The sequence below is a fragment of the Gracilibacillus suaedae genome (assembly GCF_017599345.1).
Classification (GTDB): domain Bacteria; phylum Bacillota; class Bacilli; order Bacillales; family Amphibacillaceae; genus Gracilibacillus; species Gracilibacillus suaedae.
Genome location: NZ_JAGFVL010000032.1, coordinates 32237 through 59158 on the forward strand (window position 1 = coordinate 32237; position 26922 = coordinate 59158).

The window sequence follows — 26922 nt, forward strand, 5'->3', positions numbered from 1 at the left end:
GGAGGTTCACATGAAACTAGATAAAAATTTTTTATGGGGCGGAGCTGTCGCTGCTAATCAAGCTGAAGGTGCTTATTTAGAAGATGGTAAAGGATTGGCATTAGTAGATATTTTACCATCTGGTGTAAAAAGAAGAGAAGCATTGTTGAATCCAAAAGTTGCTTTAACGACGAACTATAGCCATTACCCAAGCCATGAATCAATCGATTTTTACCATCACTATAAAGAAGATATCAAATTATTTGCGGAGATGGGATTCAAAGTGTTTAGAACTTCAATTTCCTGGCCGAGAATTTTCCCTAATGGGGATGAAGCAGAGCCTAATGAAAAAGGTCTTCAATTCTATGATGCCTTATTTGATGAATGTAAGAAGTATGGGATTGAGCCCTTAGTTACGTTAAATCACTTTGATACACCATTACATTTGGTTAAAGAATATGGAGGGTGGAGAAATCGCAAGTTAGTTGATTTCTATACAAAGTATGCACAGGTTGTATTTGATAGGTATAAAGATAAGGTCAAGTATTGGCTCACCTTTAATGAAATAAATATGATTCTGCACATCCCATTTTTTGGTGGGGGGCTACTTATTGAAGAGGATGAAAATGAAGAGCAAGTAAAATATCAAGCAGCACACCATCAGTTGGTGGCAAGTAGTTTAGCAACCAAAATTGCAAAAGAAACGAATCCACAAATTATGATCGGATGTATGTTAGCAGCTGGAGAAATCTACCCGTATAGTTGTCATCCCAATGATATATGGAAATCAGTTCAAGAAAATCGAAAACAATATTTCTTTATTGATGTACAAGCAAGAGGAGAGTATCCATCATACACGAGTAAATTTTTGGAAGAACGGAATGTCCAATTAGAAATGGAGCAAGGAGATGAGGAAATTTTAAAACAATATCCAGTTGATTTTATCTCATTTTCTTATTATTCCTCTCGCTTGACTAGTACAGATCCAGAGATAAATCAAAATAGAACCACGGGTAATGCCATTAAAACATTACGAAATCCTCATCTTAAAGCATCAGAATGGGGATGGCAAATTGATCCTTTAGGTTTAAGGATAACGATGAATCAATTATATGACCGCTATCAAAAGCCACTATTTATTGTAGAGAATGGTCTAGGGGCAGTGGATGAATTAACAGAAGATGGAACAGTAGATGATGATTATCGCATAGAATATATGCGAGAACATATAAAGGCTATGATAGAAGCTGTTTCAGATGGAGTAGATCTTATGGGATATACTTCATGGGGGTGTATTGATATAGTTAGTGCAGGTACTGGTGAAATGCGTAAGCGTTACGGATTCATATATGTGGATCGAGATAACGAAGGAAATGGAACCAATAAACGTTATAAGAAAAAATCTTTTTATTGGTACAAGAAAGTAATTGAAACAAATGGTGAAGAATTGTAATGCCAAAAACCGATAAGCATAATGCTTATCGGTTTTTTATGGTTTTGAAAACCCCTGGATGTGCCAGGGGTTCTGGAGAGCTTTTAGCATGGACCAAAAAAAGCCTCCCTTCATGGTAAGATAGAGGTGATTTACCGACCACTTAAACTCACCAAAGAAGGAGGCATGTCCAATGAAGGACAAAAATAGTTTAGCACACAACGTGGAATTGTAAGTACCATATTGTATTTGCTCCAAAATACAGAAGGCAAATAATTAATGGAAAGTATAAAAAAAGTATAGGACAAATTATTCGAGATTGGTTTGAACGGAAAGGTGTGACGATATATGAGGCTAACGTATGTTCCGAAAATAAAGAAAACGTTTTGCGAATAATTAGTTAATACCTTTTCATATAAATTCTCAAACATATATTATATTTGTTATAATCTATTTACTCATACAAATAAATCTTTAAGAGGTGGGTGTTAAGTGGGAAAACCAAAAAGAATACCAAAATACAAAATGATTGAAGATTATATCCTACAAAAAATCAAAGGTGGCCAATTTGCAAAAGGTTCACCAATTGAGACAGAACAGGAATTAATAAAGAAATTTAATGTTAGCAGGGTTACTGTACGTCAAGCAACCAATAATCTGGTGGCAAAAGGATTTCTTTCTCGAAGTCAAGGAAGTGGAACATATGTTACCAATCAAAAGGTAATTGAACGGTCTACTCATGTAAAAAGTTTCACTGAAGAGATGCTGGAAACAGGAAAACAGCCATCAACGGATATAATCGAATTTAAAGTAATCCCTTCAAATGAGGAGATAGCAAATAAATTGGCCATTACAAAAGGGGAACCAATTTATTATATAAAAAGGTTACGAAAAGCAGATAATATGCCAATGATGCTTGAGACTAATTTCATGGAAGTTCAAAAATATCCTGATTTATCTTATGATCGTATTCGGAAGTCTAAATATGAATTTATTGAGGGATACACCAAGGAAACGATAGACCAATCTCACCATATCGTTGTCCCAATAATGCCATCAGATGAAATTGTAAACTATTTTAATTGTGATCCTTCAACCCCTTTATTGAAAGTACTAAACACTACTTATCTGTCTAACGGGCAAATATTAGATTATACGGAATTAATATTAAATGGAGAAGAATATCAATATCAATCGATACGTGGAAGGTAGAGGAGAAGTAAGTCATTGATAATGGCTGCTTCTTTTTTTTGTTTTTTCAAAAAGATATTAACCTTTAAAATTAATAGTATTCATTTAATCCCTTGATAAACCTAGATAATCATGGTTAAGAAATCTTTTAATGTTGTAATATTTTAAAAAAAGGTATTTACATATTATATAATTGGTGTTAATCTATTTGTCAAGGAAGCGATATCAATTCCTATAATACTCAGGGGCTATTACCAATAGAAGGGATGGAGTAATGTTGAAAGATAAACTAATAGAGTTTGGACAAAGACTTGGAAAAGCTATTTTATTACCTGTTGCGATTCTTCCTGTTGCAGGATTATTGCTAGGTATTTCTGCAGCTTTATCCGGAGAAGCAGTTATAGAAAGTTATCCATTTTTGGATAACACTATTTTACAAGCGATTTTGAGCTTAATGAATGCTGCTGGTTCTGGTGTATTTGATGCCTTACCATTAATTTTCGCAATTGGGATTGCAGTTGGTTTAGCTAGAAGAGAAAAAGGTTCTGCTGGATTGGCCAGTGTTGTTGGTTATTTTGTACTCATTATTACGATTAATTCCCTACTTGATATTACTGGTCAACTTGCAACAGGAGATATGGACCCACGTTTAGTTGGACAAGGTGCACAATTTGGTATTATGACATTACAAATGGGAGTGTTCGGTGGTATTTTAGCAGGTATTATCACAGGATTAGTTCATAACCGCTTTTATAATATAAAATTACCAGAATTTCTTGCCTTTTTTGGTGGGTCACGCTTTGTTCCAATTGTTAATACCTTTGTATTCTTAATTGTTGGTTCGATTATGTTTATTGTATGGCCATTCATTGGAAACGCTATAGCTAGTTTTGGAGAATTTGCGACTGGTCTGGGAACTTTCGGAGCATTCTTATATGGGCTCTTGTTAAGAACACTATATCTTTTTGGTTTACACCATGTGTTCTATCTACCATTTTGGACAACTGCTGCTGGGGGAACAATGGAAGTTGGTGGTCAAGTATATGAAGGATTTCAAACTATCTTCTTGGCACAGTTATCTGATCCAAACACGACACAGTTCTTTAGTAATTTAGCTTTATTTAATAGTGGTCGTTATTTGCACATGATGTTCGGAATGGTCGGGATCGTTTTGGCTATGTATAAAACGATTCCAGCAGGGCCAAAAAGAAAGGCAACATCTGGATTTTTAATATCTGTTGGATTGACAGCATTTATCACAGGGGTAACAGAACCAATTTCTTTTGCCTTACTTTTTGCATCACCATTATTATTTGTTGCTGAAGCCATCTTATTCGCTTGTAGTTTTGTCGTAGCTAGCTTGTTTAATATTACGATTGGCTCAACCTTTTCAGCAGGTCTGGTGGAATTTCTCTTATTTGGTGTATTCCAAGGAAATGATAAGACAAATTATTTATGGGCAATCTTATTAGCTATTCCAATCATATTTGTCTACTACTTCGTCTTTAAAACATTAATTGTAAAACTAAACGCTAAAACACCTGGTAGAGACGATGAAGAAATTACAGAAGAAGAGAAAAATGCAAATAGTTCTTATGAAGGTGGGCAAGCGCAACGCATTATTGAGGGGTTAGGTGGTTTCAACAATATTACTGATATCGATAATTGTGCAACACGCTTAAGAGTATCTGTAAAAAAACCTGACCAAATTAATGCCAATGTGTTAAAACAAACTGGTGCAATGAATACTGTTGTACGAGGTAAAGCGATACAAGTTATTTATGGACCAAAGGTTAATACGATTCGGGGAGAGATAGACGAATTTATTGATGAGAAAAATATTGAGCATTTAAAGCAAAAATAGTACACCGGAAGGCAGACATCATATTCGCTTGTTTCTGAATTTTTTGCAACTAGAGAGAAGTTAAACTAAACTTCTCTCTCCTTCCTTGAAATATACGATAAGGAGTGTACAAACATGAAAAAAAATATTATTTATATACACACACATGACAGTGGAAAAGTTCTGAGTCCTTATGGTTATAATGTACCGACTCCTGCCTTAGCAGACTTTGCAAAGGATGCCACTATCTTTCGTGAGGCATATTGTGTTGGTCCAACCTGTTCACCTAGTAGAGCAGGTCTATTAACCGGTATGTATCCGCATAGTAACGGTATGTATGGTCTGTCGCAACGTGGTTTTAAGCTTCATGACTACAATCAACATCTTGTTCATTTCCTGAACCAACATGACTACAATACAGTACTTTGTGGTATCCAGCATGAGGCAGGTAGTTATATCGATCATGAGCAAGGGGCGAAAACAATTGGCTACAAGCAAGATATTAGTACAGATAACTCAGGTCTATCTGAACCTGAACTAGCGGAATGGGATTATAAAAATGCTTGCAAGGTGAAGGAATGGCTAGAATCCTATCGTGATGATAAACCATTCTTCTTATCATATGGTTTATTTTCTACCCATCGGAAGTTTCCAGAAAAAAGTCATGGTAATAAGGAGGAAATTGATCCTAAATATGTGATGCCACCATCACCACTAGCAGACGATCGGCCAATTCGCGAAGATTATGCGGGCTATTTAAGATCAGCAACATGGATGGATGAATCTTTTAAAGTGGTGATTAATGCCATTAAGGATGCTGGTTTTTATGATAATTCAATCATTATCTTTACAACAGATCATGGGATTGCTTTTCCATTTAATAAGTGTAATTTGTTTGATTCCGGTATTGGTGTATCGTTAATCATGCGTATAAATGGAAGCAAAATGAATGGTGAAGAGGTAAATGATTTAGTTTCACAGGTTGATATTTTTCCGACGTTGTGTGATTTGTTAGATCTGGAAAAACCGGATTACCTACAAGGAGAATCATTTGCAAGACTCTTTGAAGAAGAAGCGTTTCGTGGAAGAGAAGCAGTTTTTTCAGAAATTAATTATCATACGGCTTACGAGCCAGCTCGAAGTGTGCGAACGGATCGTTATAAGTATATCAAATATTATGATACCTCTTATTTAAAGATCAACCGAACAAATATTGATAACTCTATAAGTAAAGCTTATTATCAGGAAAATGGTTTAGAGAAAGTAGGGAAACCGGAAGAGGCGCTTTATGATCTGTTGTTTGATCCGGGCGAAAAGAACAATGTTATTAATGATCCTGCATATCAAGGAATTGCGGATGAATTACGCGAAAAACTTGCCAGCCATCAGAAAGAAACTAATGATCCTATCTTAGAGGGACATTTTCGGTTGCAAGAAGGGTGGAAAATTAATAAAAAAGAAAACTATAATCCAAGTTCAAAAGATCCAGATGATTTTCTGAAAGTAGGGGAGTAATCGAATGTTTAAAAGTTTATTTAAGAAATCAACTTTTGTTAGTCCTGTTACAGGAACAATAAAAAATATTAAGGACGTTGCAGATGAATCCTTTGCTCAAAAAATGCTCGGCGACGGATTTGCCATTAAACCAGAGAGCAATCAGATTAAGTCTCCTGTCAATGGCGAGGTTGCCTTTGTGTTTGATACAAAGCACGCTATTGGTTTGAAGTCATCTGATGGCTTAGAAATATTGATTCATGTAGGTGTAGATACTGTTAATCTAAAAGGTGAAGGATTTAGCGCTCATGTAAAAAACAATCAAAAAATCAAGCAAGGAGATTTATTACTAACTGTAGATTTTGACGAAATTCAGTCAAAAGTACCGTCAATCGATGTAATTGTTGTATTTAGTAATGGGGAAACATGCACGGTGCATAAACCCGGCCAACCAGTAACTGAACTGGAAAAAGATATAATAACGGTAAAATAGGGAGATATAATTACTATGTCTCCCTATTTCTATTAATAGTTGGTTTTCCTAAGAGTTTTATTAACTAGTTTTGTCTGATGTTTCAGCTATTTCTTCATCAAGAGCGGAGCATAAAAATGTATTCTGTTTGGCTATTAGTTATAAAGTTTAACTCTATAAATTGTTATATATACTCGTAAAGTTCCCTTCTACCTTTCCTAATGGACGCTAATGACTTTTTATTTTAGATTTGAAAAAATAAATATTTAAGGCTTCCAGTCAACCATAACGGAAATGTCATATTAATTAAAATCTATCAAGAGCATCCGCTAACTTTTATCCGTTATGGAACAAAGTGTGTTATAATCAAAATGGATAAAAGTTATTAGTGTTAATAAGGGAGGGCTGTAATTGAAAACCAATTGGAAGTATTTATTACAAATCTTTCTTTCCTTTTTAAAAATAGGTCCAGTCACTTTTGGTGGTGGATATGCAATGATTCCAATGATCGAAAGGGAAGTAGTAGACAAAAGAAAATGGGTCAAGACGAAAGATGTATCTGAAATATTTGCGATTGCAGAATCTGTACCAGGAGCAATTGCTATTAATTCAGCTACGTTTATTGGATACCGCTTAGCAGGAGTTAGAGGTGCTGTTGTTGCAATGGCTGGTGTCCTTTTACCAACATTTCTTATTGTGGTTGGCCTGAGTATTTTATTCCTTTTTATTAAAGATAATCCGTATGTAGAATCTGCATTTGTTGGAATTCGAGCAGCAATTGTCGCTTTAATTGCATTTGCAGCTTACAAAATTGGTTTGACGGCTATCTATGACAAAACAACTCTAGTTATTACCATTGTTACTGCAGCAATATTATACTTTTTACATCTTCATCCAGTGATCATTATTGTAGGAGGTATTGGCTTAGGGATTGTTGTTGTAAAGGTGAAAAGCTTATTAGGCTATGCAACACGATTAGAAAGAGATGATAAATAGGGAGGGGGATTAGCAGTGGAACTTTTGGACTTATTTTGGACCTTCTTAATGATTGGGTTTGTGTCTTTTGGCGGAGGGTATGCGATGATTCCGGTAATAGAGATGGAAGTATCACAACATGGTTGGATGACAACACAAGAATTTACTGATGTAATTGCAGTTGCTGGAATGTCACCAGGACCGATCGCGACAAACAGTGCTATTTTCGTAGGTTATCAAACAGCAGGATTATCAGGTGCGATTGTGTCAGCGTTTGGTATGGTTATTCCCTCCTTAATGATTATATTAATTATCGCTACCTTCTTTTTTAAATTTAACGAATTGCCAATTGTAAAATCGGCTTTTTATGGATTGCGACCAATAATTACTGGTTTAATTATTTACGCGGCGATACGGTTTGCAATTACCAACAATGTAATAGGTGATTTTTCTTTTCAAACATTTAGTTTATTAATGATATGTGTCTTGTCGTTTTTTGCGTTAATGAAATTACGAATGCATCCAATTTATGTAATAGCTTTGGCGGGTTTTTTTGGCGTCGTGTTATACTAAAATTATTGATTTAGGAAAGTGAGGGGTATCGATGGATGAGAAGAAGCGAAGTTGCTGTCAAGTAAGTAGGTCAGACTTTATGTCCTTTAATAAACAAGAGAACGATCAAAATATCCAGGAAAATATTGCTAGTGAGGATGGCATGATATTATTAGATGGTGGAGAGTATCTAATGGGTACGGATGATGATGAAGGTTTTAAAACAGATGGAGAAGGACCTGTCCAAAAAGTAAAGGTAGCTCCTTTCTATATTGATATACATACGGTAACAAATCAGCAATTTAAAAAATTTGTGGATGATACAGGATACAAAACAGAAGCAGAGCAGTACGGTTGGTCATTTGTCTTTTATCAATTTGTTCCAAAAGATTTCCCAGGAAAACTCCAACAAGTACCGCAAACACCTTGGTGGCTTGCAACAGAACAAGCGTATTGGTATCAACCAGAAGGAATAGGCTCAACAATTGAAGATCGGATGGATCATCCCGTTATACATGTCTCATGGAACGATGCAGTAGCCTATTGTAAGTGGGCAGGGAAAAGACTACCAACAGAAAAAGAATGGGAATATGCTGCAAGGGGTAGCTTGGAGCAAAAGAAGTTTCCTTGGGGCAATGAATTGACGCCGAATGGTGAACATTACTGTAATATTTGGCAAGGAGAATTTCCGCAAAACAATACTGAAGATGACGGATTTATCGGTACAGCACCTGCTCAATCTTTTCCTCCTAATGGTTATGGACTATATAATGTATCAGGAAATGTGTGGGAATGGTGTGCTGATACATTTCAAATAGATCGAAATGGGAAGATAGATCAGAAACCAGTCAATGGAGATATTTTAAAGGTAATGCGTGGTGGCTCTTATTTATGTCATCATTCCTATTGTAATCGATACCGAGTAGCAGCTAGAAGTTCCAATACAGTAGATAGTTCTTCAGGGAATATTGGTTTTCGGTGTGTGAAGAGTGTTTAGTAGAAAATATTTCCTTAAGCTTTCTAATCATGTAAATAGTTAGCCATTTTTAATAAAAGTCACTCGTATTGTGGGTGGCTTTTATTTCTCTAATTAAAATTAAGTAAATTAGAAAAACTATTATTTCTATTATGAAATATTAAATCCCAAGAGAGGTGATAGACGATTTGAAAATAGAGGTGATTTATTTAGTAGTAATAGTAAGTGATTGAAAGAGAGGGATCACCATGAATAAATTATTACAGAAACTGGATCAATGGACAAGTCATATTATGATTCGCCCTAAATTGTTAATTACCTTTTACTTAGTTAGCTTCACACCAATTCTTTTGGTTTCATACTTCTTTTATATTTCTTCATCACAAACTTTGAAAGATGAATTAGGTAAATATATGGTGGAAACATCTAGACAAGTTGATTTAAGATTAGACGCATTTATAGAAGAAATGGAATATCTGGCGTTAAGTATTCAAAACGATCAAGATGTTCAACGTTTTCTGAATTTACAGGACCAAACGGATCCTATGTATCTTGATATGCAATTAGATTTACGAGATTTATTAGCGACTACGGTTGATTATCGTGATCATCTATGGTCTGTTTTTGTTGTAAATGACTATGGGAGTATCTTGTATTATAGCAAACCATCAACTAATCCGTTATTTTCTAGCTGGTGGAGTGCAGTTGAAATTGATGATGCTTTTCTAACTGAAAATCAAATGTACCAAAAAATAAAAGAAGAGAAAGAGTTTGCTCTCTATCCACCTCACTCGGCAAGCTTTACTAATGATGAGCAAGTTGTGACATTTGGCGGTAGAATGTATCAATTGACAAAAGAAAAAGGTACTTTACTATTTAATTTTGATCCATCCTTTATATCGCAAATGAGTGATATGGTACAAATAGGTGATACTGGTTTTGTAAGCGTTTTAACAAGTGGTGATAAACTCTTGTTTGAAAATGAAAATATACCTAGTAGTTTTTTAAAACGACTAAAGGACTTAAATTTAGAAAATCAATATAGTGGTTATGGAATTATAAATTTAGAGAATAAGGAAACATTAATTTCGTTCACGACATCTGATAAGACAGGGTGGAAGATATTATCAGTAGTTCCTTTTGAAGAAGTGTCAGGTAATATAAGTGCAGTAAGGAATAGTATTTATTTTATTGCAACTAATGCAATTCTCTTTGTCATCCTTTTTTCTAAATATTTAAGTCAATTAATAACCAATCCATTAGTGGAATTACAGAATTATATGTTGAAAGCTGAGACAGGAGATCTCTCAGTGCGAGTGCCTGTCTTAAGGAGTGACGAATATGGAAAGCTAACAAAAACATTTAATCGAATGTTGCAAAATTTAGAGAGTTTGAAAAATAGAGTGTATGATTCTAAGATTCAAGAAATTAAATTAAGATTACTGCATCGAGAATCTGAGTTTAGAGCGTTACAGATGCAGATTAATCCACATTTTTTGTATAACACATTAAATACGATGAAGTGTATCGGAGAAATAAAAGAAATAGAAGAAGTGACGGAAATGAGTGATGCATTATCATCCATGTTTCAATATAGTATTGATAATCAAAATTATAAAACAATTGAAGAAGAATTAAATCATGTTAATGCTTATCTTCGCATTATTCAAATTCGTTTTCCTGGGAAAATTCAATATGGCATTAATTGTTCCGGCCATTTACAGAATATTTATATCCTTAAGTTAATATTACAGCCATTAGTTGAAAATGCAGTGGAGCATGGAATTATACCAAGTGGCAAACAAGGTACTCTAAACATAACGGTTAGAGAAGACGATGATAAGTACTTAACAATTAAAGTAATAGATAACGGTGTTGGGATGTCCCAAGAAAAAATGGAATTACTAAATCGGAAACTGACGTGCCATGAGACAAACGCCTCGAATGAGGAGTTACCTTCGAATAGTATAGGTCTCTATAATGTTCAACAGAGATTGTTATTTAATTATGAAGGAAAAAGTTTTTTAACGATTGATAGCAAAGAAGGTCAGGGTACTATCATTACTATAAAAATTCCAATCGAGAATGAAAGGAATGAGCCATAATGTTTAACGTATTGGTTGTAGAAGATGAATTTTGGATGGGGGAAGGTATGCGAAAGGTAATTAATAAATTGGAATGCCCTTTTGAAGTTAGTGATATTGCTCAGAATGGACATGAGGCATTGTCTAAAATGAATAACGTTAAATTTGATCTTATAATTACTGATATAAAAATGCCTATTATGGATGGATTAGAATTTATTGAGAGGAAGAATGAGTTGGCTTATCAGCAGCCGGTTGTTATTATTACTGGCCATAGTGAGTTTGAGTATGCTCGAAAGGCAATTCGACTTGGAGCCTTTGATTATTTGTTAAAACCAGTCAAGAAGGAAGAGCTAAGCGAAGTCTTTGAAAATATAGAATCTCAAATCAATGATGACCAACAGCTTAGTATACAAATCAATGAAAATCAGCAAGTTGGGGTAGATGTAATTCAGTATACTATAGATTTAATTGATCGAGAATATATGAAAGATCTATCGTTATCCGAAATAGCAGACCAAGTAGGATTTAATGCTTCATACCTTAGTAGATTGTTTAAATTAGAGACAGGAATCGGATTTGTACAATACCTACGTGAAGTACGAATGAAACAAGCAAAAGAAATGTTAATTAGGGGAGAAATCACCATTGAAACTATATCAAGAAAAGTTGGTTTTCAAAGTGAGAAGCATTTCCGTAGAACGTTTAAAAAGGAAGAAGGAGTCACACCTAGTGAATATAGAGATAGGAAGTAAAAAAAAGTACCTATGAAAGTAAAAAAACGTGTCTAACATCCAATTTAGGAAGCGGTTACAATTAAAATGTATCCGGATACAATCGATTCATTTTAAAGATAACGTTGGTTTTATTAAAAAGGAGGCTATTCCGATGAAGATTAAATGGCTAAGCTTTTCTGTTATTATGTTTGCGTTAATATTATTTCTTTTTGCTTGTAGTAGTGATGAAACCACAACTGGTGATAATACCAATAATGATAGTGATTTAAATGAGGAACAAAATAGTGAAGATGGAATTACTTTACGAGTAATGGATTGGGCAGATTCTACCAAATATCTAAGGGAAGAATTTCATGAGAAATTTATGGAGAAATATCCTGAAGTTACAAATATTGAATATACGACATTAACACAACAACAATTTACGGATACAATTCTTAATGCCATAAGAACTGGAGATGCACCCGATGTCTTTATGGCACCATTAAGTTTTAGTTTACCAGTATTAGTAGAAGAAGGTTGGTTTCAACCTTTAGATCCATTAGTAGAAGAAGGGTTCTTTGAAATTTTCAGAGAAGGTCTATTTAAAGAAGGTTTAAATATAGTAGATGGTGAGATTTATACCATACCACAACAAATTGCCCAGCCTACTACAATGGTTTTTTACAATAAAGATCTATTCAAAGAAGCAGGACTAGACCCAGAGCAACCTCCTCAAACATATGAGGAATTTCGTGACTATGCTCGTCAGATTACAGAAGCGGGTAATGGTGATTTTTATGGACTAATAGAAGGTGGAAAGCAAAGTAATCGCTTTATTTATACAGTTCAACAATGGGGCTCTTTAAATGGTGCTGGTTTAGCAGATAATTCCCCCGTTAGTAAATTAACCGGAGAAGCTCCATATCATACAGAGGCGATTACAGATATTTATGACCTATTCGCTGGATTAGCAGATGATGGTAGTATTCATCCACGTACATCAAGTCTTACTGCACCGGAAGCAAGACAAATTTTTGCTAATGGCGAAGCAGGTTTTATTATTCAAGGGGCATGGAATATAGGTGTTTGGAATGCCAATAGTCCAGACTTGAATTACGGAGTGATGGCACCTCCAACTCCAACCGGAGAAAGAAAAGGTTCTATTGATACTGTAGCACAGGTGGGATTTGGTATCTATTCAGAAACAGAACATCCTGAATTAGCTGCTAAATATTTGGAAGAACTTTACGGAGGAGATTTTTACCAAAGAAAAGTAGTAGAAAACCAACATAACTATTCTCCGGTAGATGGAGCAATTGAGGAATATGCTTCTGGAGAGTTTTTAGAATTTTATGAGCTATATAATGATATTTTAGTTGGTGGTCCTATTCCAGAGGCTGTGAATCTTGATGTCACAACAGTTCTGGGGGAGTATGTTGATGTGACACCATCTGCAGCAGAAATTATGCAAGGTGTTGCTATATCAGGCTTACGTGATTATGAACCTATGCTTGAAGACTTGTCAAAACAGACAGATCAAGCTTTAGAGGATGCTATAAGTGCTGCTCAAGAAGATGGGGCAAATGTGAGTATAGATGATTTTGTTTTTCCTGACTGGGATCCAATGGAAAATTACAATCAATAACTGTATATAAAGTGAAACTTCGTTCAGTGGGGGTTTTTTCCATCCCCCACTGAGCGTTAGTTGAACCAATCGGGCCGTTACTGGCTGTTGGATCTCCCACTTAGACATGACGTGTTCCCTTATTTCTTGAAGTGGGAGTACTACAGCCAGTTACACTGCGATAAATATTCATGTGGTGGGTAATACATGCCTGCCACATGAAAAGGAGGTTGGCAATATGTCAAATACAGAAACGACATTAAATAAACAGAGTGCATTAAATTCAAAGAAAAAAAACAAGAAGAATATTGCATTTTGGTGTTGGATGTTTGTCTTGCCTAATATGATTTTATTTATCTTATTCCAATTATGGCCGATTGTATCTAGTTGGTTTTATGCGATGTCTAATTGGAATGGTTTAAGTTCTAGTATTGAATTTATAGGATTAGCAAATTTTAAAGAACTAGTGCAAGATAAATACTTCTGGAATGCTTTTAAAAATGTCTTCATCTATTCATTTGGAAGTGTTCCATTTCAATTAATACTTGGACTACTTTTTGCAGTAATTCTCAATAATCCGAAATTAAAGTTTGCTAGTGTGTATCGAACGTTTATTTTTCTACCAGTAATTACAAGTGCTGCGATTATCGGTATAATTATGAGTTTTATTTGGAGTTCTGATGGAGCAGTAAACTATTTATTGATGCAAATAGGTTTATTAGATACTCCAATCGATTTTTTAGGCAGTATGACATGGGCAATGCCGACCGTAATTATGGTATCAATATGGATGAGTACGGGTATTAACATGATATTTTGGTTAGCTGGTTTACAGGGAATTCCTAAAGAGCTTTATGAAGCGGCATATATGGATGGAGCAGGTCACATTCGAACTTTTTTTTCCATAACATTACCTTTATTAGTACCCATTGGCGCAGTAATTTTACTATTTAATGTCGCATTTTCGTTAAGAGCTTTTGATTTGATCAAAACATTAACAGATGGTGGACCGTTTTTTGCTACAGATGTAGTTTCCACCTATATCTATAGCGCTGCATTTGCAGGTGAGATAGGACAACCCCGGATGGGGTATGGATCGGCAGCAGGTGTATTCTTTGGTTTTACTATTGTTTTTCTCATGCTTTTTATACAATATCTACGAAATAAAGTGAAAGCAAATAGTCACGTATAACCTCTCAATCAAAAGGAGTGAAAATATGAATAACAGTTTATCGGTGAGTCGATTTAGCTCGATCTCGAGACTTGTGACACACATTTTTTTAATTGGTATTTGTTTTATTTGGATGTATCCATTTTTATGGATGGTGGCATCTTCATTTAAAAGTGATGCAGAGTTTTTTGAAAATGGACTCAGTATTATTCCAAGTTCTTTTAACTTTTCAAATATCACGAGAGCTTGGGAAACGGCTAATTTTAGTCAATATTTTTTAAACACACTCATCATAACGGCAAGTGTCGTTCTTATCGTATTAATTTCCACATCTGCTTGTGGTTATGCGCTTGGAAGATTCTCATTTCCTGGCAAAAAAGTCATCTATGTGTTGTTAGTTAGTAGTATGTTTATACCACTTGAGTTTTCGATTATTCCTATTGTTGCATTAATTAACGCATTAGGTTTATCCAATACAATGATAGGTGTAATTTTAGCAGAATCTGGTGGAGGACATGTGATGCTTGTGTTGATGTTTGCTGGATTCTTTTCTCAGATACCAAAAGAAATGGAAGAATCGGCAACTATGGATGGTTGTGGATTTATCAGAACATTCATCCATGTCATGTTGCCTTTATCTAAGCCGATTATCGGGAGTACGATCATTATGCAAGTTATATTTACATGGAATTCTTTTTTAATACCTCTAATTCTAACATTAAGTAATCCCAGTATACGTCCTTTATCGGTTGGTTTATATGCATTTCAAGGAGAGAACATAGTTGATTGGACAGGGATTGCAGCTGGTGCAACGATTTCTGTATTACCAGTTATTATTATCTTTTTCTTCTTGCAAAAATATTTCGTGGAAGGTATTTCTGGAGCAGTAAAAGGATAACAAAGGAGCTATGATAATGAAGGCGATTGTCATTTTATTAGATACACTGAATCGTCATATGTTGGATATCTATAATAAACAAACATGGGTGAACACACCGAATATTAATCGATTAGCAGAAAAATCGTTCATTTTTGATAATCATTGGGCAGGATCTCTTCCTTGTATGCCAGCAAGAAGAGATATGCTTACGGGTAGGTTAGATTTTTTAGAACGAGGATGGGGTGGATTAGAGCCCTTTGATATAACCCTGACAAACTGTTTAAAAGAAAATAATATATTTTCTCATATTGTAACTGATCACTACCATTATTTTTCTACAGGTGGTGAGAATTATTGTCAATCTTTTAATACATGGGATTTCCACCGAGGACAAGAAGGAGATCCATGGGTTTCAAATGTCCACCAAGCAGATCCACCAAAAGAATATATAGGTCGTTTTCTTGAACAGAACGAAAAAAACCGATCCAAATTGGAAGAAGAAACAACTTATCCAGGCCCAAAGACGATGCAAGCAGCTTGTCAGTGGTTACAAGACAATGAAAAAGCAGATAATTATTTTTTAATGGTAGAAGCCTTTGATCCCCACGAACCATTCGTAACACCTGACCACTATCTTGACCAGTATGATGATAGTTATCAAGGTCCTAGGTTTGATTGGCCTAAATATGCAAAAGTGAATGAATCAGAGGAAGCAATCGATCATATTCAAAAACGATATGCCGCAACGCTTACGATGATTGATCATTGGTTAGGAAAACTACTTGATGAAATGGATAGGCAAGATATATGGGATGATACATTAGTTATCTTTACTACGGATCATGGTTTATTACTTGGCGAGCATAATTGGACAGGAAAAAATATTATGCATGCATACAATGAAGTGGCCCACTTGCCTTTAATGATCCATGTACCGGAAGTGGAAGCACACGGAACACACATTGATTCGATTACCCAAAATATTGATATCATGCCTACTATTTTAGAGTACTTCCAGTTATCAATACCGGAAAGTGTACAAGGTAATAGTTTACTAGGTTTATGCAAGAATAATCAAGAGAAGGTAAGAGATTATGCTATTTACGGTATGTTTGGTATGACAGTTAACCTAACCGATGGAGATTATACCTATTTAAGAGCGCCTAATCATGAAGATAATCATCCATGTTATGTATATACGGCAATGCCAACAACTTTTCGAGGATATCATGATAGTGAAAATAGAGAAAATATAGAGATGGGACGATTTTTAACACATACCAGTTACCCAGTATACAAATTTCCTTATAGTAAAAAAGGAAAACCATTTGTGATGGCTAAGAACATATTAGAGTCTTATTTGTTTGATATTCGTGCTGACTATCAACAAAAACATACTATTGATGATAGTCAGCTAAAAAACAAGTATCAACAGATTCTGATTGAAGTGATGAATCAATATGATGCACCTATCGAGCAATATCTTCGGTTAGGATTAAGAAACCCAGAAGGAAGTGGTGAATATGACACAACCTAATATCTTATTGATTACGACAGATTCTCAAAGATGTGACACATTGAGATGTATGGGAAGTGAGTTTGCTATCTCCCCGAATTTGGATAAACTTGCCGAAGAGGGTGTTTTATTTGAACAAGCACACACTTCTTCGCCAGTGTGTGCCGTTGCAAGAAGTAGTTTAATAACGGGATTACACTCACCGATACATGGCTGCATTGAAAATGGTTTAAAGCGTTATAATCACTTTCCTACACTACCAGATCATTTAAAGGAACATGGTTACCACAATATTATGATAGGGAAAACCCACTTTGGACCAATACCTGATTCGTTTGATGCTAAATATATTGTGACAGAGAAAATGATGGATACAGATGACTGTTATGCAGCTCATATTCGAAAGCACGGCTATAGTCGAGTGAGTGATCATCCTAATCCGGTTCCAGAAGAGTTGTTTATGGAAGCTTTCCTAGTAGATAAAACGATTGAGGAAATTAAAAATTGGACAGAAAATAAAAATGCGCCATTCTTTGCCTTTTGCTCGATGGTTAGCCCACATGAACCGATTGATCCACCAGGTAAATGGGCACATTTATATGATGATATAACATTACCGGAAATCAATTATCAAGAGGGTGAAATCGAAGAACTTCCTGAACAGTTGAAAACAATATTGGGATTTTCCGGTTATGACGCAAGTACACCATCGAATACGGAAGTAGAAATCCAAGATTTGTTTGAAGCCCGTGGAGCAATCTATTCTGAAGAAATTAAGGATAAAATCGATCAACTGAGAAAATTATATTATGGTTTGGCAGCCTATTGCGATAATCAAATTGGCAGACTAATAAAGTTTATTAATGATGCTGGTCTAAGAGAGAATACGTTGATTATTTTTTCTTCCGATCATGGGTTGCAATTGTTTGATCATGGATTTAATGATAAACACAATTATTATGATGCGTCTTGGAGAGTTCCATTTATTATGAGTATGCCAGGTACGTTGCCCGAAGGAGAGAAACGAAAATTTGCGATATGGAATGATATATCAACTACCATACTAGCAGCTGCAGGAATAGAAAATAAGACGATGCAAGGGTTTGATTTATATACACCTTTATCTCAAAATAAACCCTCTCCCCGAAAGTGCGCGATTGGAACTTTATTTAAATCTGCGGCGATTGCTACAGAAAAATGGAAGTTAGAGTATTATTTTGATAATGGAGAAGCAAGACTCTATGATCGCAGAAACGATCGATTAGAACAACATAATTTAGCTAGTCATCCAGCATTAATAAAAATAAGAGAGCAGTTAGTTGCTTCTTTACTTAATTGGCGAGCGGATTTGATAGATCTATATTTCTATCATCAAGCTACAGAACAATTTAAAAAAATAATACAAAAACGAAAAGAAAATGATATGAAAAAGAACATAAATAGAAACAGAGAATTAGCACCTGTGGCTTCACGAGTTACTTCTGCTGTGTCTTCTATAAAAGGATGGGAATCAGAAGAAAAATTAAATAAGCGGGTATTAAAAATTGATGCTGTATATGGAGATTGTAAAGTGAATTCTTAAGAGATTTCATAGATGGGTAGGTGAGAAAATGGCCAACAAAAATATTATTTTTATTACAACAGATCAACAGCGTGTAGATACATTAACAAATGATCATTATTATACGCCAAATTTAAATCAACTTATGGATAAGGGAGTAACTTTTACTAATCATATTTGTACCTCTGCTCAATGTGCTCCATCTCGGGCGACTTGGATGACTGGTAAATATCCTCATGAGGTAGGGGTTAATGTTATTGGGCACAAGTTAGATTCTGAAATAGATAATGTTGCAAAAGAGTTCAATAATGGTGAGTATGAGACGGTATATTTTGGGAAATGGCATTTAGGGGGGGAACCTAAAGAGTATGGCTTTCAAGTGACAGATTATCGAACAGATGGACTTGATCTTTGGGGAGCAAATGAAGACCCTGTTTATTTAAGTCACCGAGATGCGGTTTCTACTGTCCAAGCATTAAATTATTTAGATGATTATCAAAAGGATCATTCATTTTTTATGCAAGTTTCTTGGTATCTGCCACATCCTAATAATCCCAATTATGTAGAACACGGTCCATTTGAAAATATAATGGCATTTGAAGATATGTTTAACGAGAGTGATATGCCAATTCCTGATAGTTATTATAAAGATGATTTATCGACCAAACCAGAACATCAAAAAAAGAGAGCAACTTCTGGAGAATCTCAATTAACAGAAGAGATCATCCAAAAAGATGCGAAAAAATACCATAAGCTAGTGTCATTAATGGATCGTAACCTCGGTAAAATTTTAGAAAAATTAGCAAAAAAAAATTTACTAAAGGATACAATGATTGTCTTTTCTTCTGATCATGGTGATATGCAAGGCGCCCACCAATTAAGGCTAAAAGGTGTTCTCCCATATAAGGAGCTTTATCAAATACCATTAGTAATCTATGTTCCATGGATCAATGCAAAAAGGACGACGATTAGTGATTTGAATTCAAATGCTTCGATGGTAGCAACTTTATTGGATGCGGCAGGCTTAAAAGTACCTGAAGATATGCATCCTTCATTGCTTCCATTATTACAAAGGGACAAGGAAGATGAAAATGCTTCTGTTTTTATCGAACACTACAAAGCATACTGGGGTGAGCATCCATTTAGAGGGATTCAAACGAAACAATTTAAATATATCTATTACTACAAAGATAACCAAGAGGAAATGTATGACTTAAGTCAAGACCCAGACGAGTTAACGAATATAGCAAGCAAGCCAAAATATCGAGAGATAAAGGAAAGACTTAAAAAAGAAGTGGATAAATGGTGGGAAGAAACAGGAGCATTAAACAAACAACCGATTATAGATTATGAATCTAACTGGGGAAAAGCAACTAGGTAGTTCTTGAATAGATAGTGCACCGGAGGTGTTCACAATGGTAAATCAGAAAAAAAGACCAAATATTCTTTGGATATCAATTGAAGATACTAGTCCAAGGTTTGGCTGTTATGGAGATAATTTAGCTCATACGCCAAATATCGATAAATTAGCGAGTCAGGGAAGAACTTATACAAATGCATTTTCTACTTCTGGTGTTTGTGCTCCTAGCAGGTCATCAATTATTACAGGCATGTATCAAACGGCTATTGGAACACATCATATGCGAACAGCACATCAAAATAAATATACACCAGAACTTCCAACACCTTATGAAGCGGTTCCGCCTGCATATGTCAAAACATTTACCGAATATTTGAGAACTGAAGGGTATTTTTGTACCAATAATTTTAAAACGGATTATCAATTTGAACCTCCTCTAAGTGCATGGGATGAAAATGGACACCATGCACATTGGCGACATCGAGAAACAAATCAGCCTTTTTTTTCTGTGTTTAATCCGATGTTGACACATGAAAGTAGTATGTGGGCAGATTGGATCAGAAATTCCCATTACTCGGAATCAGATAAATTAAAGTTTGAAATAACCGATCCCGAAAAAGTAGAGGTACCACCATATTTGCCAGATACACCAAAAACTCGTGAAGCGATAGCAACGCAATATAATCGAATAGCGGAAGTAGATGCACAAGTCGGTCTAATTTTGAATGAATTAGAGGAAGATGGCTTAGTTGAAAATACCATTGTCTTTTTATGGAGTGATCATGGAGAAGGACTTCCACGAGCGAAACGTTGGCCATATGATGCCGGAATTCGAGTGCCGCTTATTGTTCGTTGGCCTGGCGTCATTGAGGAAGACCAAACAAGTGAACAAATGGTCAGTATGATTGATTTAGGTCCTACCGTGTTATCGATCACGGAATCGATGAAGCCTTATCATTTACAAGGACGTCCATTTTTAGGTGAGGAAATGGAAGAAAGAGAGTATATTTTCGCAACACGGGATCGGCATGATCAAGCATACGATAAAGTTCGTGCTGTCCGTGATAAGAGATTTAAATATATTCGAAATTATTATCCGGAAAAGCCATATTTACTTTGGACTTCTTTTAGTCATCATCATCCAGCATTTCAAGAGTTATGGCGGCTAGCTTTGAAAAATGAATTAAATCAGCAACAAATGTTATTCATGCAAACCAAACGCCCGCCGGAAGAATTATATGATTGTGAAAATGACCCTTTTGAATTAAAAAATTTAGCAAAGGATCAAGCATATCAGCGTGAATTAAATCGGTTACGTTATGTACTTGATGAATGGTGTAATAAATATGATACTTGGGGGAATGTAACAGAAGAGCAGATGGTATTACAAATGTGGCCGAACGGTGTACAGCCAACAACGGCATCACCGATATTTATTGCGATCAATAGTCAGGAATTTGGGTTTGAACCAACAGATAGTAAGAAATTTAAGGAACCGACAGCCATCTCGTTGCATTCAGCAACAGAAGGTGCATCTATTATTTATACGTTGGAAGAGACGGAGCATCCTAAATGGAAACTTTACACTGGCCCCATTCAACTTAGTCATTCTAGTACAATTATTCGTGCCAAAGCCGTTCGAATAGGTTATAAAGATAGTGAAGAAGTGAAAGGTATCTTTGAAATAGACAGTGAAAAAGCTTAGTTCAGATAATTTCTATATTGGATAGATAAAAAATAATAAAGGGAGAGATAACCGATGAAACTATTATTTTTAGATCTAGATGCATTAAGTCCGCACCACATGAGTTGTTATGGGTATAACCGGCAAACGACACCTAACATTGATGAAATAGCCAAACAAGGCGTTCGTTTCTCAAATTATTACACTTCTGATGCACCTTGTGCACCATCACGTACTGCATTAATGTCAGGGCAATTAGGTATCCGTAATGGATTAGTTGGACATGGTGGCACTGCAGGTGATATGAAATTAGAAGGGGTGGATAGACAATTATTTGGAAGACTTTCATTAGGTGATTCATTACCATCATTTCTACAATTAACACAAGGGTTGCATACAACATTAATAAGTCCATTCGCTCAACGTCATTCTACTTTTAATTTTTACGCTGGTTTTAATGAGATCATCAATACTGGTAAGCATGGAATGGAATCTGCAGAGGAAGTAACACCTACGGTAAAAGATTGGGTCGAGCGTAATGCAGATAAAGACGATTGGTTTTTATATATTAATTATTGGGATGCACATACACCTTATCGTGCTCCTGCCCAATATGGTAATCCTTTTAAGGATGATGCACTGCCGGAATGGGCAACGGAAGAACGCTTGGAAAAACATAAAGAGGCGGTTGGCTCACATACTGTTCATGAATTAGAGATTGATTTCCATAACCAAACGTATACGAATGAATCAGGATTTGAACGTTATCCAGGAGAAATTCAAGATATGGATGATTTGCGTAAAATGATTGATGGATATGATGTAGGGATTCATTATATTGATCATCATATCGGACTATTGTTTGATGCTTTAGAGAAGCAAGGCGTAATGGACGATGTTGTTATTATGATTTCAGCAGATCATGGAGAGAATATGGGACAACTTGGTATTTACGGTGAACATGCAACAGCGGATGATGGTACATGTCGAATTCCCATGATTGTTCGTTGGCCAGGCATGCAAGAAGGACACGTTGACAACGACCTTCATTATCATTTAGATCTACTACCAACACTTGCCGAGTTATTTGATGAAGCACCTTCGCCAAATTGGGATGGGCAAAGTTATGCATCTGTTTTACAAAATGGTGAATCAAATGGAAGGGATTATCTAGTTATATCCCAGTGTGCACATGTGGCGCAACGAAGTGTTCGATTTGGTGATTGGTTATATATGCGCACTTACCATGATGGTTATCATTTATTTAATAAAGAAATGTTATTTAACTTAAAAGAAGATCCACGCGAGGATCACAATGTAGCAGAAGAACATCCAGAATTGTGTAGAAAAGGTGCCCATTATTTATTAGAATGGCATGATGAAGCGATGATGGAGTCAAAAGATGGTATTGATCCATTATGGACGGTTATGCAAGAAGGTGGTCCTTTCCATGCGCGAGGATATTTACAAAACTATCTAAAGCGTTTAGAGGAAACAGGGAGGGGACATCACGTACCTGAATTGAAACGCCGTCATCCTAATGAAATTCAGTCCGATGAGCCTACAAAAGAAGAAACGTTTAGAGCGAACATGAGAGGAAAATTGTTTAAATCAACACTTTAATTAAAAGTAACTATCTGTTTCGGTATGAGGCAGATAGTTTACTTGTTCATTTGCGTCTGTAAAAAAACGGTATATTCTAAGAATGATAGAATGAATGGAATAAATAAAAGAGGTGATTTGTGTGATTGAATATATGCATAATAAAAACGGCCCTACTCTTGGTTACTCTTTTCAATCAGGTATCAAGATAATAGAAGAAAAGGGCCTTTATTTCAAAGATCTCAATAAAAGCGGCCACTTAGAACCTTACAAAGATTGGCGCCTACCAGCTGAAGAACGAGCAAAAGACTTGGCTTCCAAACTATCTATCGAAGAAATTGCTGGATTAATGCTATATAGTCGTCACCAATCGATTCCTGCGAAGCCAAGAGGTCCATTCGCTAGTACTTATGATGGTAAGCCATTTGATGAGAGAATGGCCAATTCATGGGACTTATCGGATCAGCAAAAAGAATTTCTAATTAAAGACCATTTACGTCATGTATTAGTGACATCTGTTGAAAGCCCTGAGGTAGCTGTAAAATGGAACAATAATGTACAAGCAATAGTAGAGAGTGTTGGATTTGGTATTCCTGCTAATAATAGTTCAGACCCTCGTCATGCAAGTGATGCGAGTAAAGAGTTTAATGAAGGCGCAGGCGGACAGATCTCCATGTGGCCAGAAAGCCTTGGTTTAGCAGCTACATTTAGTCCAGAAATTGTTCGGCAATTCGGTGAAATTGCTGCGAAGGAATATCGTGCCCTTGGCTTAACCACTGCTTTATCCCCACAAGTGGATATTGCTACTGACCCACGCTGGTATCGGTTTGAAGGTACATTTGGAGAAGATCCGAAGCTTTCAACTGATTTAGGGAGAGCCTACATCGATGGGTTCCAAACCTCAACAGGAAGTGCAGAAATAGAAGCGGGTTGGGGATTTGATAGTGTTAATACGATGGTGAAGCATTGGCCAGGTGGTGGCTCTGGAGAAGCAGGACGTGATGCGCATTGGGGCTTTGGTAAATATGCGGTCTATCCTGGTGACAATTTTGATGAACATTTACAACCATTTACAGAAGGGGCTTTCCAATTAGAAGGTAAAACGAAAAAAGCTGCTGCCGTCATGCCTTATTATACGATATCTTATGAACAAGATAAGGTTAATAAAGAGAATGTAGGAAACTCTTACAGTCAATACTTGATTAAGGACTTACTTCAAGGAACCTATCAATACGATGGTGTGGTTTGTACTGATTGGTTAATTACTGCTGATGAACCAGAAAGCGTTGATCAATTTGCGGGAAAACCATGGGGAGTAGAAGAATTAACAGTCGCAGAGCGCCATTACAAACTACTAATGGCTGGTGTGGACCAATTCGGTGGTAATAATGAGATGGGACCGATTTTGGAAGCGTATCAAATGGGTGTTGCTGAACACGGAGAAACCTTTATGCGTCAGCGGATGGAGCAGTCAGCTGTGAAGTTATTAAAAAATATTTTCCGTACAGGTCTGTTTGAAAATCCATATTTAGATGTGCGAGAAAGTGCAGAAAAAGTCGGGCATCCTCATTTTATGCGCGAAGGTTACCAAGCACAATTGAAATCGCTTGTTATGCTTAAGAATAGGAAAGCAATGCTACCAATCATGAAAAAGCAAACGGTATATATTCCAAAAAGGTACTACCCAGAACAAGTGGATTGGTTTGGAAATAAAATTTCGGATAAAATGGAGTATCCGATTCATGTAGACATGGTGAAGCAGTATTATGATGTTACAGATGATCCAAAACAAGCCGATTTTGCCCTTGTTTGTATGAAAGGACCAGACTCTGGTGACGGATATTGTAAGGAAGATCGAGAAGCTGGTGGTTCAGGGTATGTTCCCATCAGCTTACAATATCGCCCATATGACGCAACAGAAGCGCGTTCACCAAGTATTGCAGGAGATACGCGTGAAGTAATAGACAGGTCTTATCAAGGGAAAAAAGTAGTGGCTAGTAATGAATCAGACTTAGATTTGATTTTAGAAACAAAAGAAAAGATGCAAGATAAACCAGTGATTGTGTCATTGCATTTATCCAATCCAGCGATTGTTTCAGAATTTGAACCTTATGCCGATAGTATTCTCGTTCACTTTGGTGTGCAAGATCAAGCTATATTAGATATTATTTCTGGTAATGTGGAACCTTCTGGATTATTACCAATGCAAATGCCAGATGATATGGAAACCGTAGAGAAGCAATGTGAGGATGTACCACATGATATGGAGTGTTATGTTGATGAAGAGGGAAATAAATATGATTTTGCATTTGGCTTGAACTGGGATGGAATCATCAGGGATGAACGGACGGAAAAATATCGAAAGGGATAAAAAAGAGGAGAGGATACTCTTCAATTTCATGTATCCTCTTGATTAGTTTTACTCTACAAGTGATGAAATAATGGAAACATATTAATAAATATGAATTGGTATGAGGAAAAGATTTCTATGTGGTGTATTAGCGTAAAAATTATAATACTACAACTTTTCCTTATACTGTTTAGGAGTTAACCCGACATGCTTTCTAAATGTTTTTGTGAAATAACTTTGATCATTGAAATTTAATAAAGTTGATATTTTAAGCAGTGAATAGTCTGTTAAACTTATTAAGGATTTTGCTTCGTCGATTTTTGACTGTAGAATATAATCTCTAATATTTACTCCCACCTCTAACTTAAACAATTTAGACAAATAACTAGGGTGCAAACTAACTGCTTCAGCTAAGTCAGCAAGAGTGATAGTGTCATATAAATGATTAAATATATAGTTTAACGTTTTATTAATAGGTTTTGAGAAGTTTTGCTGTCTAGCCTTTTGAACACGCTCAGCAAATTCACAAAGAATTTCTTCGATATAAACATCTATCTCATTTGTTTTATTGATGTCCTCTATATTTTGTATATATAAGTCACTCAGTGTATAAGCAGTTTCATAATGAAGGCCACCTTTTATAGCCGCTCTAGTAGCCAAAGTTATCGCAGCTATTCCAAAGTTTTTTTTGTGTCTGAGATAACTTTTTTTGGACAAAATACCTAATTTACCTGATTCTGGTACAGCTCTATAATTGGTTAGTACATCATCTTTTTTTCCTTGCTCTATCGCCTTAAATACCTTTTTTTCTTGTGTATCATCATGATGTAATGATAAACTTTGTCTTTTGTTCGAAATAATGAGGTTAGGATTGGTAATCTGTTTCGCTTTTTGAGCGATTTCACTACTCAGTTGTTTCACATCTTCTGAACTTATCTTGACTTGGTAGATCATATAGTATAGTTGTTTGGCTAAAATAATGACTTTATTTAATTTTAAAGTTGGTAATGATAAAAAATATTGAACAAAGTCCTCTTTATCGTTGTCACTTAATTCAACATCATTCTTTAATAAATCTACAATTTCCTCTGAAGGTGAGTCTGCCATTATTGGTCCAATAATTAGTTGTCCACGCTGATCGACATAAGGAATATTTAGAGTTATAAATGTTTCTAAGTACATGGTTGTAACAATTATTGGGTGGTGAACCTCTGTATTTAATTGCGAAAATAACTCTTTTTTTGACGAAATTAATGGGTTTAGAGAAAAATTAGAGGTGTATTCATTTATTATATTTCCTGTATTATCAAGAAGGAAGATCGGAATATTATGGTAATCAAATATTAATTTAGTAATATATTTTAATTCTGTTATGTTTATTTTAGTTTCCATTCGATCCCTCTCTGTACAATGATTCAACCATCTAATTGGAAGTATAACATATTGCAACCCGAAAA

The 26922-nt window shown here is 35.6% G+C and carries 20 protein-coding genes and 1 pseudogene; 20 read left to right on the top strand and 1 reads right to left on the bottom strand.

The window, feature by feature from the left end:
* Nucleotides 1-10 precede the first annotated feature (10 nt).
* The 20 genes and pseudogenes from J5J03_RS08190 to J5J03_RS08285 all read left to right on the top strand — a co-directional run bounded on the left by J5J03_RS08190 (nt 11) and on the right by J5J03_RS08285 (nt 25486).
* Nucleotides 11-1432: a 6-phospho-beta-glucosidase gene (locus J5J03_RS08190; protein WP_208588534.1), complete on the top strand. Its 1422-nt coding sequence runs from the start codon at nt 11-13 to the stop codon at nt 1430-1432.
* Nucleotides 1433-1604: 172 nt separating this feature from the next.
* A pseudogene (locus J5J03_RS08195) lies at nt 1605-1806 on the top strand (transposase); the annotation flags it as partial.
* A gap of 97 nt (nt 1807-1903) precedes the next feature.
* On the top strand, nt 1904-2623 hold the full coding sequence (locus tag J5J03_RS08200; RefSeq protein WP_208588536.1) for a GntR family transcriptional regulator: 720 nt from the start codon (nt 1904-1906) through the stop codon (nt 2621-2623).
* A 253-nt stretch (nt 2624-2876) separates the two neighbouring features.
* Nucleotides 2877-4466 (top strand): PTS transporter subunit EIIC, encoded by a 1590-nt coding sequence (locus J5J03_RS08205; RefSeq protein WP_208588538.1) that lies wholly within the window; start codon nt 2877-2879, stop codon nt 4464-4466.
* Between the two features lie 114 nt (nt 4467-4580).
* Nucleotides 4581-5960 carry a sulfatase family protein gene (locus tag J5J03_RS08210; protein WP_208588541.1) on the top strand — a complete coding sequence of 460 codons (1380 nt, stop codon included), beginning with the start codon at nt 4581-4583 and terminating at the stop codon, nt 5958-5960.
* A 4-nt stretch (nt 5961-5964) separates the two neighbouring features.
* Nucleotides 5965-6432: a PTS sugar transporter subunit IIA gene (locus J5J03_RS08215; protein ID WP_208588543.1), complete on the top strand. Its 468-nt coding sequence runs from the start codon at nt 5965-5967 to the stop codon at nt 6430-6432.
* 390 nt (nt 6433-6822) lie between these two features.
* The gene (locus tag J5J03_RS08220) at nt 6823-7407 is read left to right on the top strand and encodes a chromate transporter (RefSeq protein ID WP_208588545.1); all 585 of its coding nucleotides are present in this window, start codon (nt 6823-6825) and stop codon (nt 7405-7407) included.
* A 15-nt stretch (nt 7408-7422) separates the two neighbouring features.
* Entirely contained in the window at nt 7423-7959 is a 537-nt protein-coding gene (locus tag J5J03_RS08225; protein WP_208588546.1) for a chromate transporter, read from the top strand.
* A gap of 31 nt (nt 7960-7990) precedes the next feature.
* Nucleotides 7991-8935, top strand: a complete 945-nt coding sequence (locus tag J5J03_RS08230; RefSeq protein WP_208588547.1) for a formylglycine-generating enzyme family protein — start codon at nt 7991-7993, stop codon at nt 8933-8935.
* A 227-nt stretch (nt 8936-9162) separates the two neighbouring features.
* Entirely contained in the window at nt 9163-11019 is a 1857-nt protein-coding gene (locus tag J5J03_RS08235; RefSeq protein ID WP_208588548.1) for a cache domain-containing sensor histidine kinase, read from the top strand.
* Nucleotides 11019-11753 carry a response regulator transcription factor gene (locus J5J03_RS08240; RefSeq protein WP_208588549.1) on the top strand — a complete coding sequence of 245 codons (735 nt, stop codon included), beginning with the start codon at nt 11019-11021 and terminating at the stop codon, nt 11751-11753. Before J5J03_RS08235 ends, J5J03_RS08240 begins: the two co-directional genes overlap by 1 nt.
* 133 nt (nt 11754-11886) lie before the next feature.
* Entirely contained in the window at nt 11887-13362 is a 1476-nt protein-coding gene (locus tag J5J03_RS08245; protein ID WP_208588550.1) for an ABC transporter substrate-binding protein, read from the top strand.
* Between the two features lie 217 nt (nt 13363-13579).
* Nucleotides 13580-14533 (top strand): carbohydrate ABC transporter permease, encoded by a 954-nt coding sequence (locus J5J03_RS08250; protein WP_208588551.1) that lies wholly within the window; start codon nt 13580-13582, stop codon nt 14531-14533.
* 25 nt (nt 14534-14558) lie between these two features.
* Nucleotides 14559-15410 (top strand): carbohydrate ABC transporter permease, encoded by an 852-nt coding sequence (locus tag J5J03_RS08255; protein ID WP_208588552.1) that lies wholly within the window; start codon nt 14559-14561, stop codon nt 15408-15410.
* 16 nt (nt 15411-15426) lie between these two features.
* Nucleotides 15427-16929 (top strand): sulfatase, encoded by a 1503-nt coding sequence (locus tag J5J03_RS08260; RefSeq protein WP_208588554.1) that lies wholly within the window; start codon nt 15427-15429, stop codon nt 16927-16929.
* Nucleotides 16916-18490, top strand: coding sequence for a sulfatase family protein (locus J5J03_RS08265; RefSeq protein WP_208588556.1), 1575 nt, complete (start codon nt 16916-16918; stop codon nt 18488-18490). Before J5J03_RS08260 ends, J5J03_RS08265 begins: the two co-directional genes overlap by 14 nt.
* A gap of 28 nt (nt 18491-18518) precedes the next feature.
* Entirely contained in the window at nt 18519-19850 is a 1332-nt protein-coding gene (locus tag J5J03_RS08270) for a sulfatase family protein (RefSeq protein ID WP_208588558.1), read from the top strand.
* A 34-nt stretch (nt 19851-19884) separates the two neighbouring features.
* Nucleotides 19885-21534 (top strand): sulfatase-like hydrolase/transferase, encoded by a 1650-nt coding sequence (locus J5J03_RS08275; RefSeq protein WP_208588561.1) that lies wholly within the window; start codon nt 19885-19887, stop codon nt 21532-21534.
* 54 nt (nt 21535-21588) lie between these two features.
* A complete protein-coding gene (locus tag J5J03_RS08280; protein WP_208588562.1) occupies nt 21589-23136 on the top strand; it encodes a sulfatase family protein in 1548 nt (515 codons plus the stop codon).
* Between the two features lie 133 nt (nt 23137-23269).
* Nucleotides 23270-25486 carry a glycoside hydrolase family 3 protein gene (locus tag J5J03_RS08285; protein WP_208588925.1) on the top strand — a complete coding sequence of 739 codons (2217 nt, stop codon included), beginning with the start codon at nt 23270-23272 and terminating at the stop codon, nt 25484-25486.
* 147 nt (nt 25487-25633) lie between these two features.
* Here J5J03_RS08285 and J5J03_RS08290 read toward each other — a convergent pair whose 3' ends face one another.
* The gene (locus J5J03_RS08290) at nt 25634-26857 is read right to left on the bottom strand and encodes a helix-turn-helix domain-containing protein (RefSeq protein WP_208588564.1); all 1224 of its coding nucleotides are present in this window, start codon (nt 26855-26857) and stop codon (nt 25634-25636) included.
* Between the last annotated feature and the right edge of the window lie 65 nt (nt 26858-26922).

Coding starts and splice junctions, on each gene's coding strand:
- J5J03_RS08190 (WP_208588534.1), top strand. CDS start 11: ATGAAACTAGATAAAAATTTTTTATGGGGCGGAGCTGTCGCTGCTAAT.
- J5J03_RS08205 (WP_208588538.1), top strand. CDS start 2,877: ATGTTGAAAGATAAACTAATAGAGTTTGGACAAAGACTTGGAAAAGCT.
- J5J03_RS08210 (WP_208588541.1), top strand. CDS start 4,581: ATGAAAAAAAATATTATTTATATACACACACATGACAGTGGAAAAGTT.
- J5J03_RS08215 (WP_208588543.1), top strand. CDS start 5,965: ATGTTTAAAAGTTTATTTAAGAAATCAACTTTTGTTAGTCCTGTTACA.
- J5J03_RS08230 (WP_208588547.1), top strand. CDS start 7,991: ATGGATGAGAAGAAGCGAAGTTGCTGTCAAGTAAGTAGGTCAGACTTT.
- J5J03_RS08235 (WP_208588548.1), top strand. CDS start 9,163: ATGAATAAATTATTACAGAAACTGGATCAATGGACAAGTCATATTATG.
- J5J03_RS08240 (WP_208588549.1), top strand. CDS start 11,019: ATGTTTAACGTATTGGTTGTAGAAGATGAATTTTGGATGGGGGAAGGT.
- J5J03_RS08245 (WP_208588550.1), top strand. CDS start 11,887: ATGAAGATTAAATGGCTAAGCTTTTCTGTTATTATGTTTGCGTTAATA.
- J5J03_RS08250 (WP_208588551.1), top strand. CDS start 13,580: ATGTCAAATACAGAAACGACATTAAATAAACAGAGTGCATTAAATTCA.
- J5J03_RS08255 (WP_208588552.1), top strand. CDS start 14,559: ATGAATAACAGTTTATCGGTGAGTCGATTTAGCTCGATCTCGAGACTT.
- J5J03_RS08260 (WP_208588554.1), top strand. CDS start 15,427: ATGAAGGCGATTGTCATTTTATTAGATACACTGAATCGTCATATGTTG.
- J5J03_RS08265 (WP_208588556.1), top strand. CDS start 16,916: ATGACACAACCTAATATCTTATTGATTACGACAGATTCTCAAAGATGT.
- J5J03_RS08270 (WP_208588558.1), top strand. CDS start 18,519: ATGGCCAACAAAAATATTATTTTTATTACAACAGATCAACAGCGTGTA.
- J5J03_RS08275 (WP_208588561.1), top strand. CDS start 19,885: ATGGTAAATCAGAAAAAAAGACCAAATATTCTTTGGATATCAATTGAA.
- J5J03_RS08280 (WP_208588562.1), top strand. CDS start 21,589: ATGAAACTATTATTTTTAGATCTAGATGCATTAAGTCCGCACCACATG.
- J5J03_RS08285 (WP_208588925.1), top strand. CDS start 23,270: ATGCATAATAAAAACGGCCCTACTCTTGGTTACTCTTTTCAATCAGGT.
- J5J03_RS08290 (WP_208588564.1), bottom strand. CDS start 26,857: ATGGAAACTAAAATAAACATAACAGAATTAAAATATATTACTAAATTA.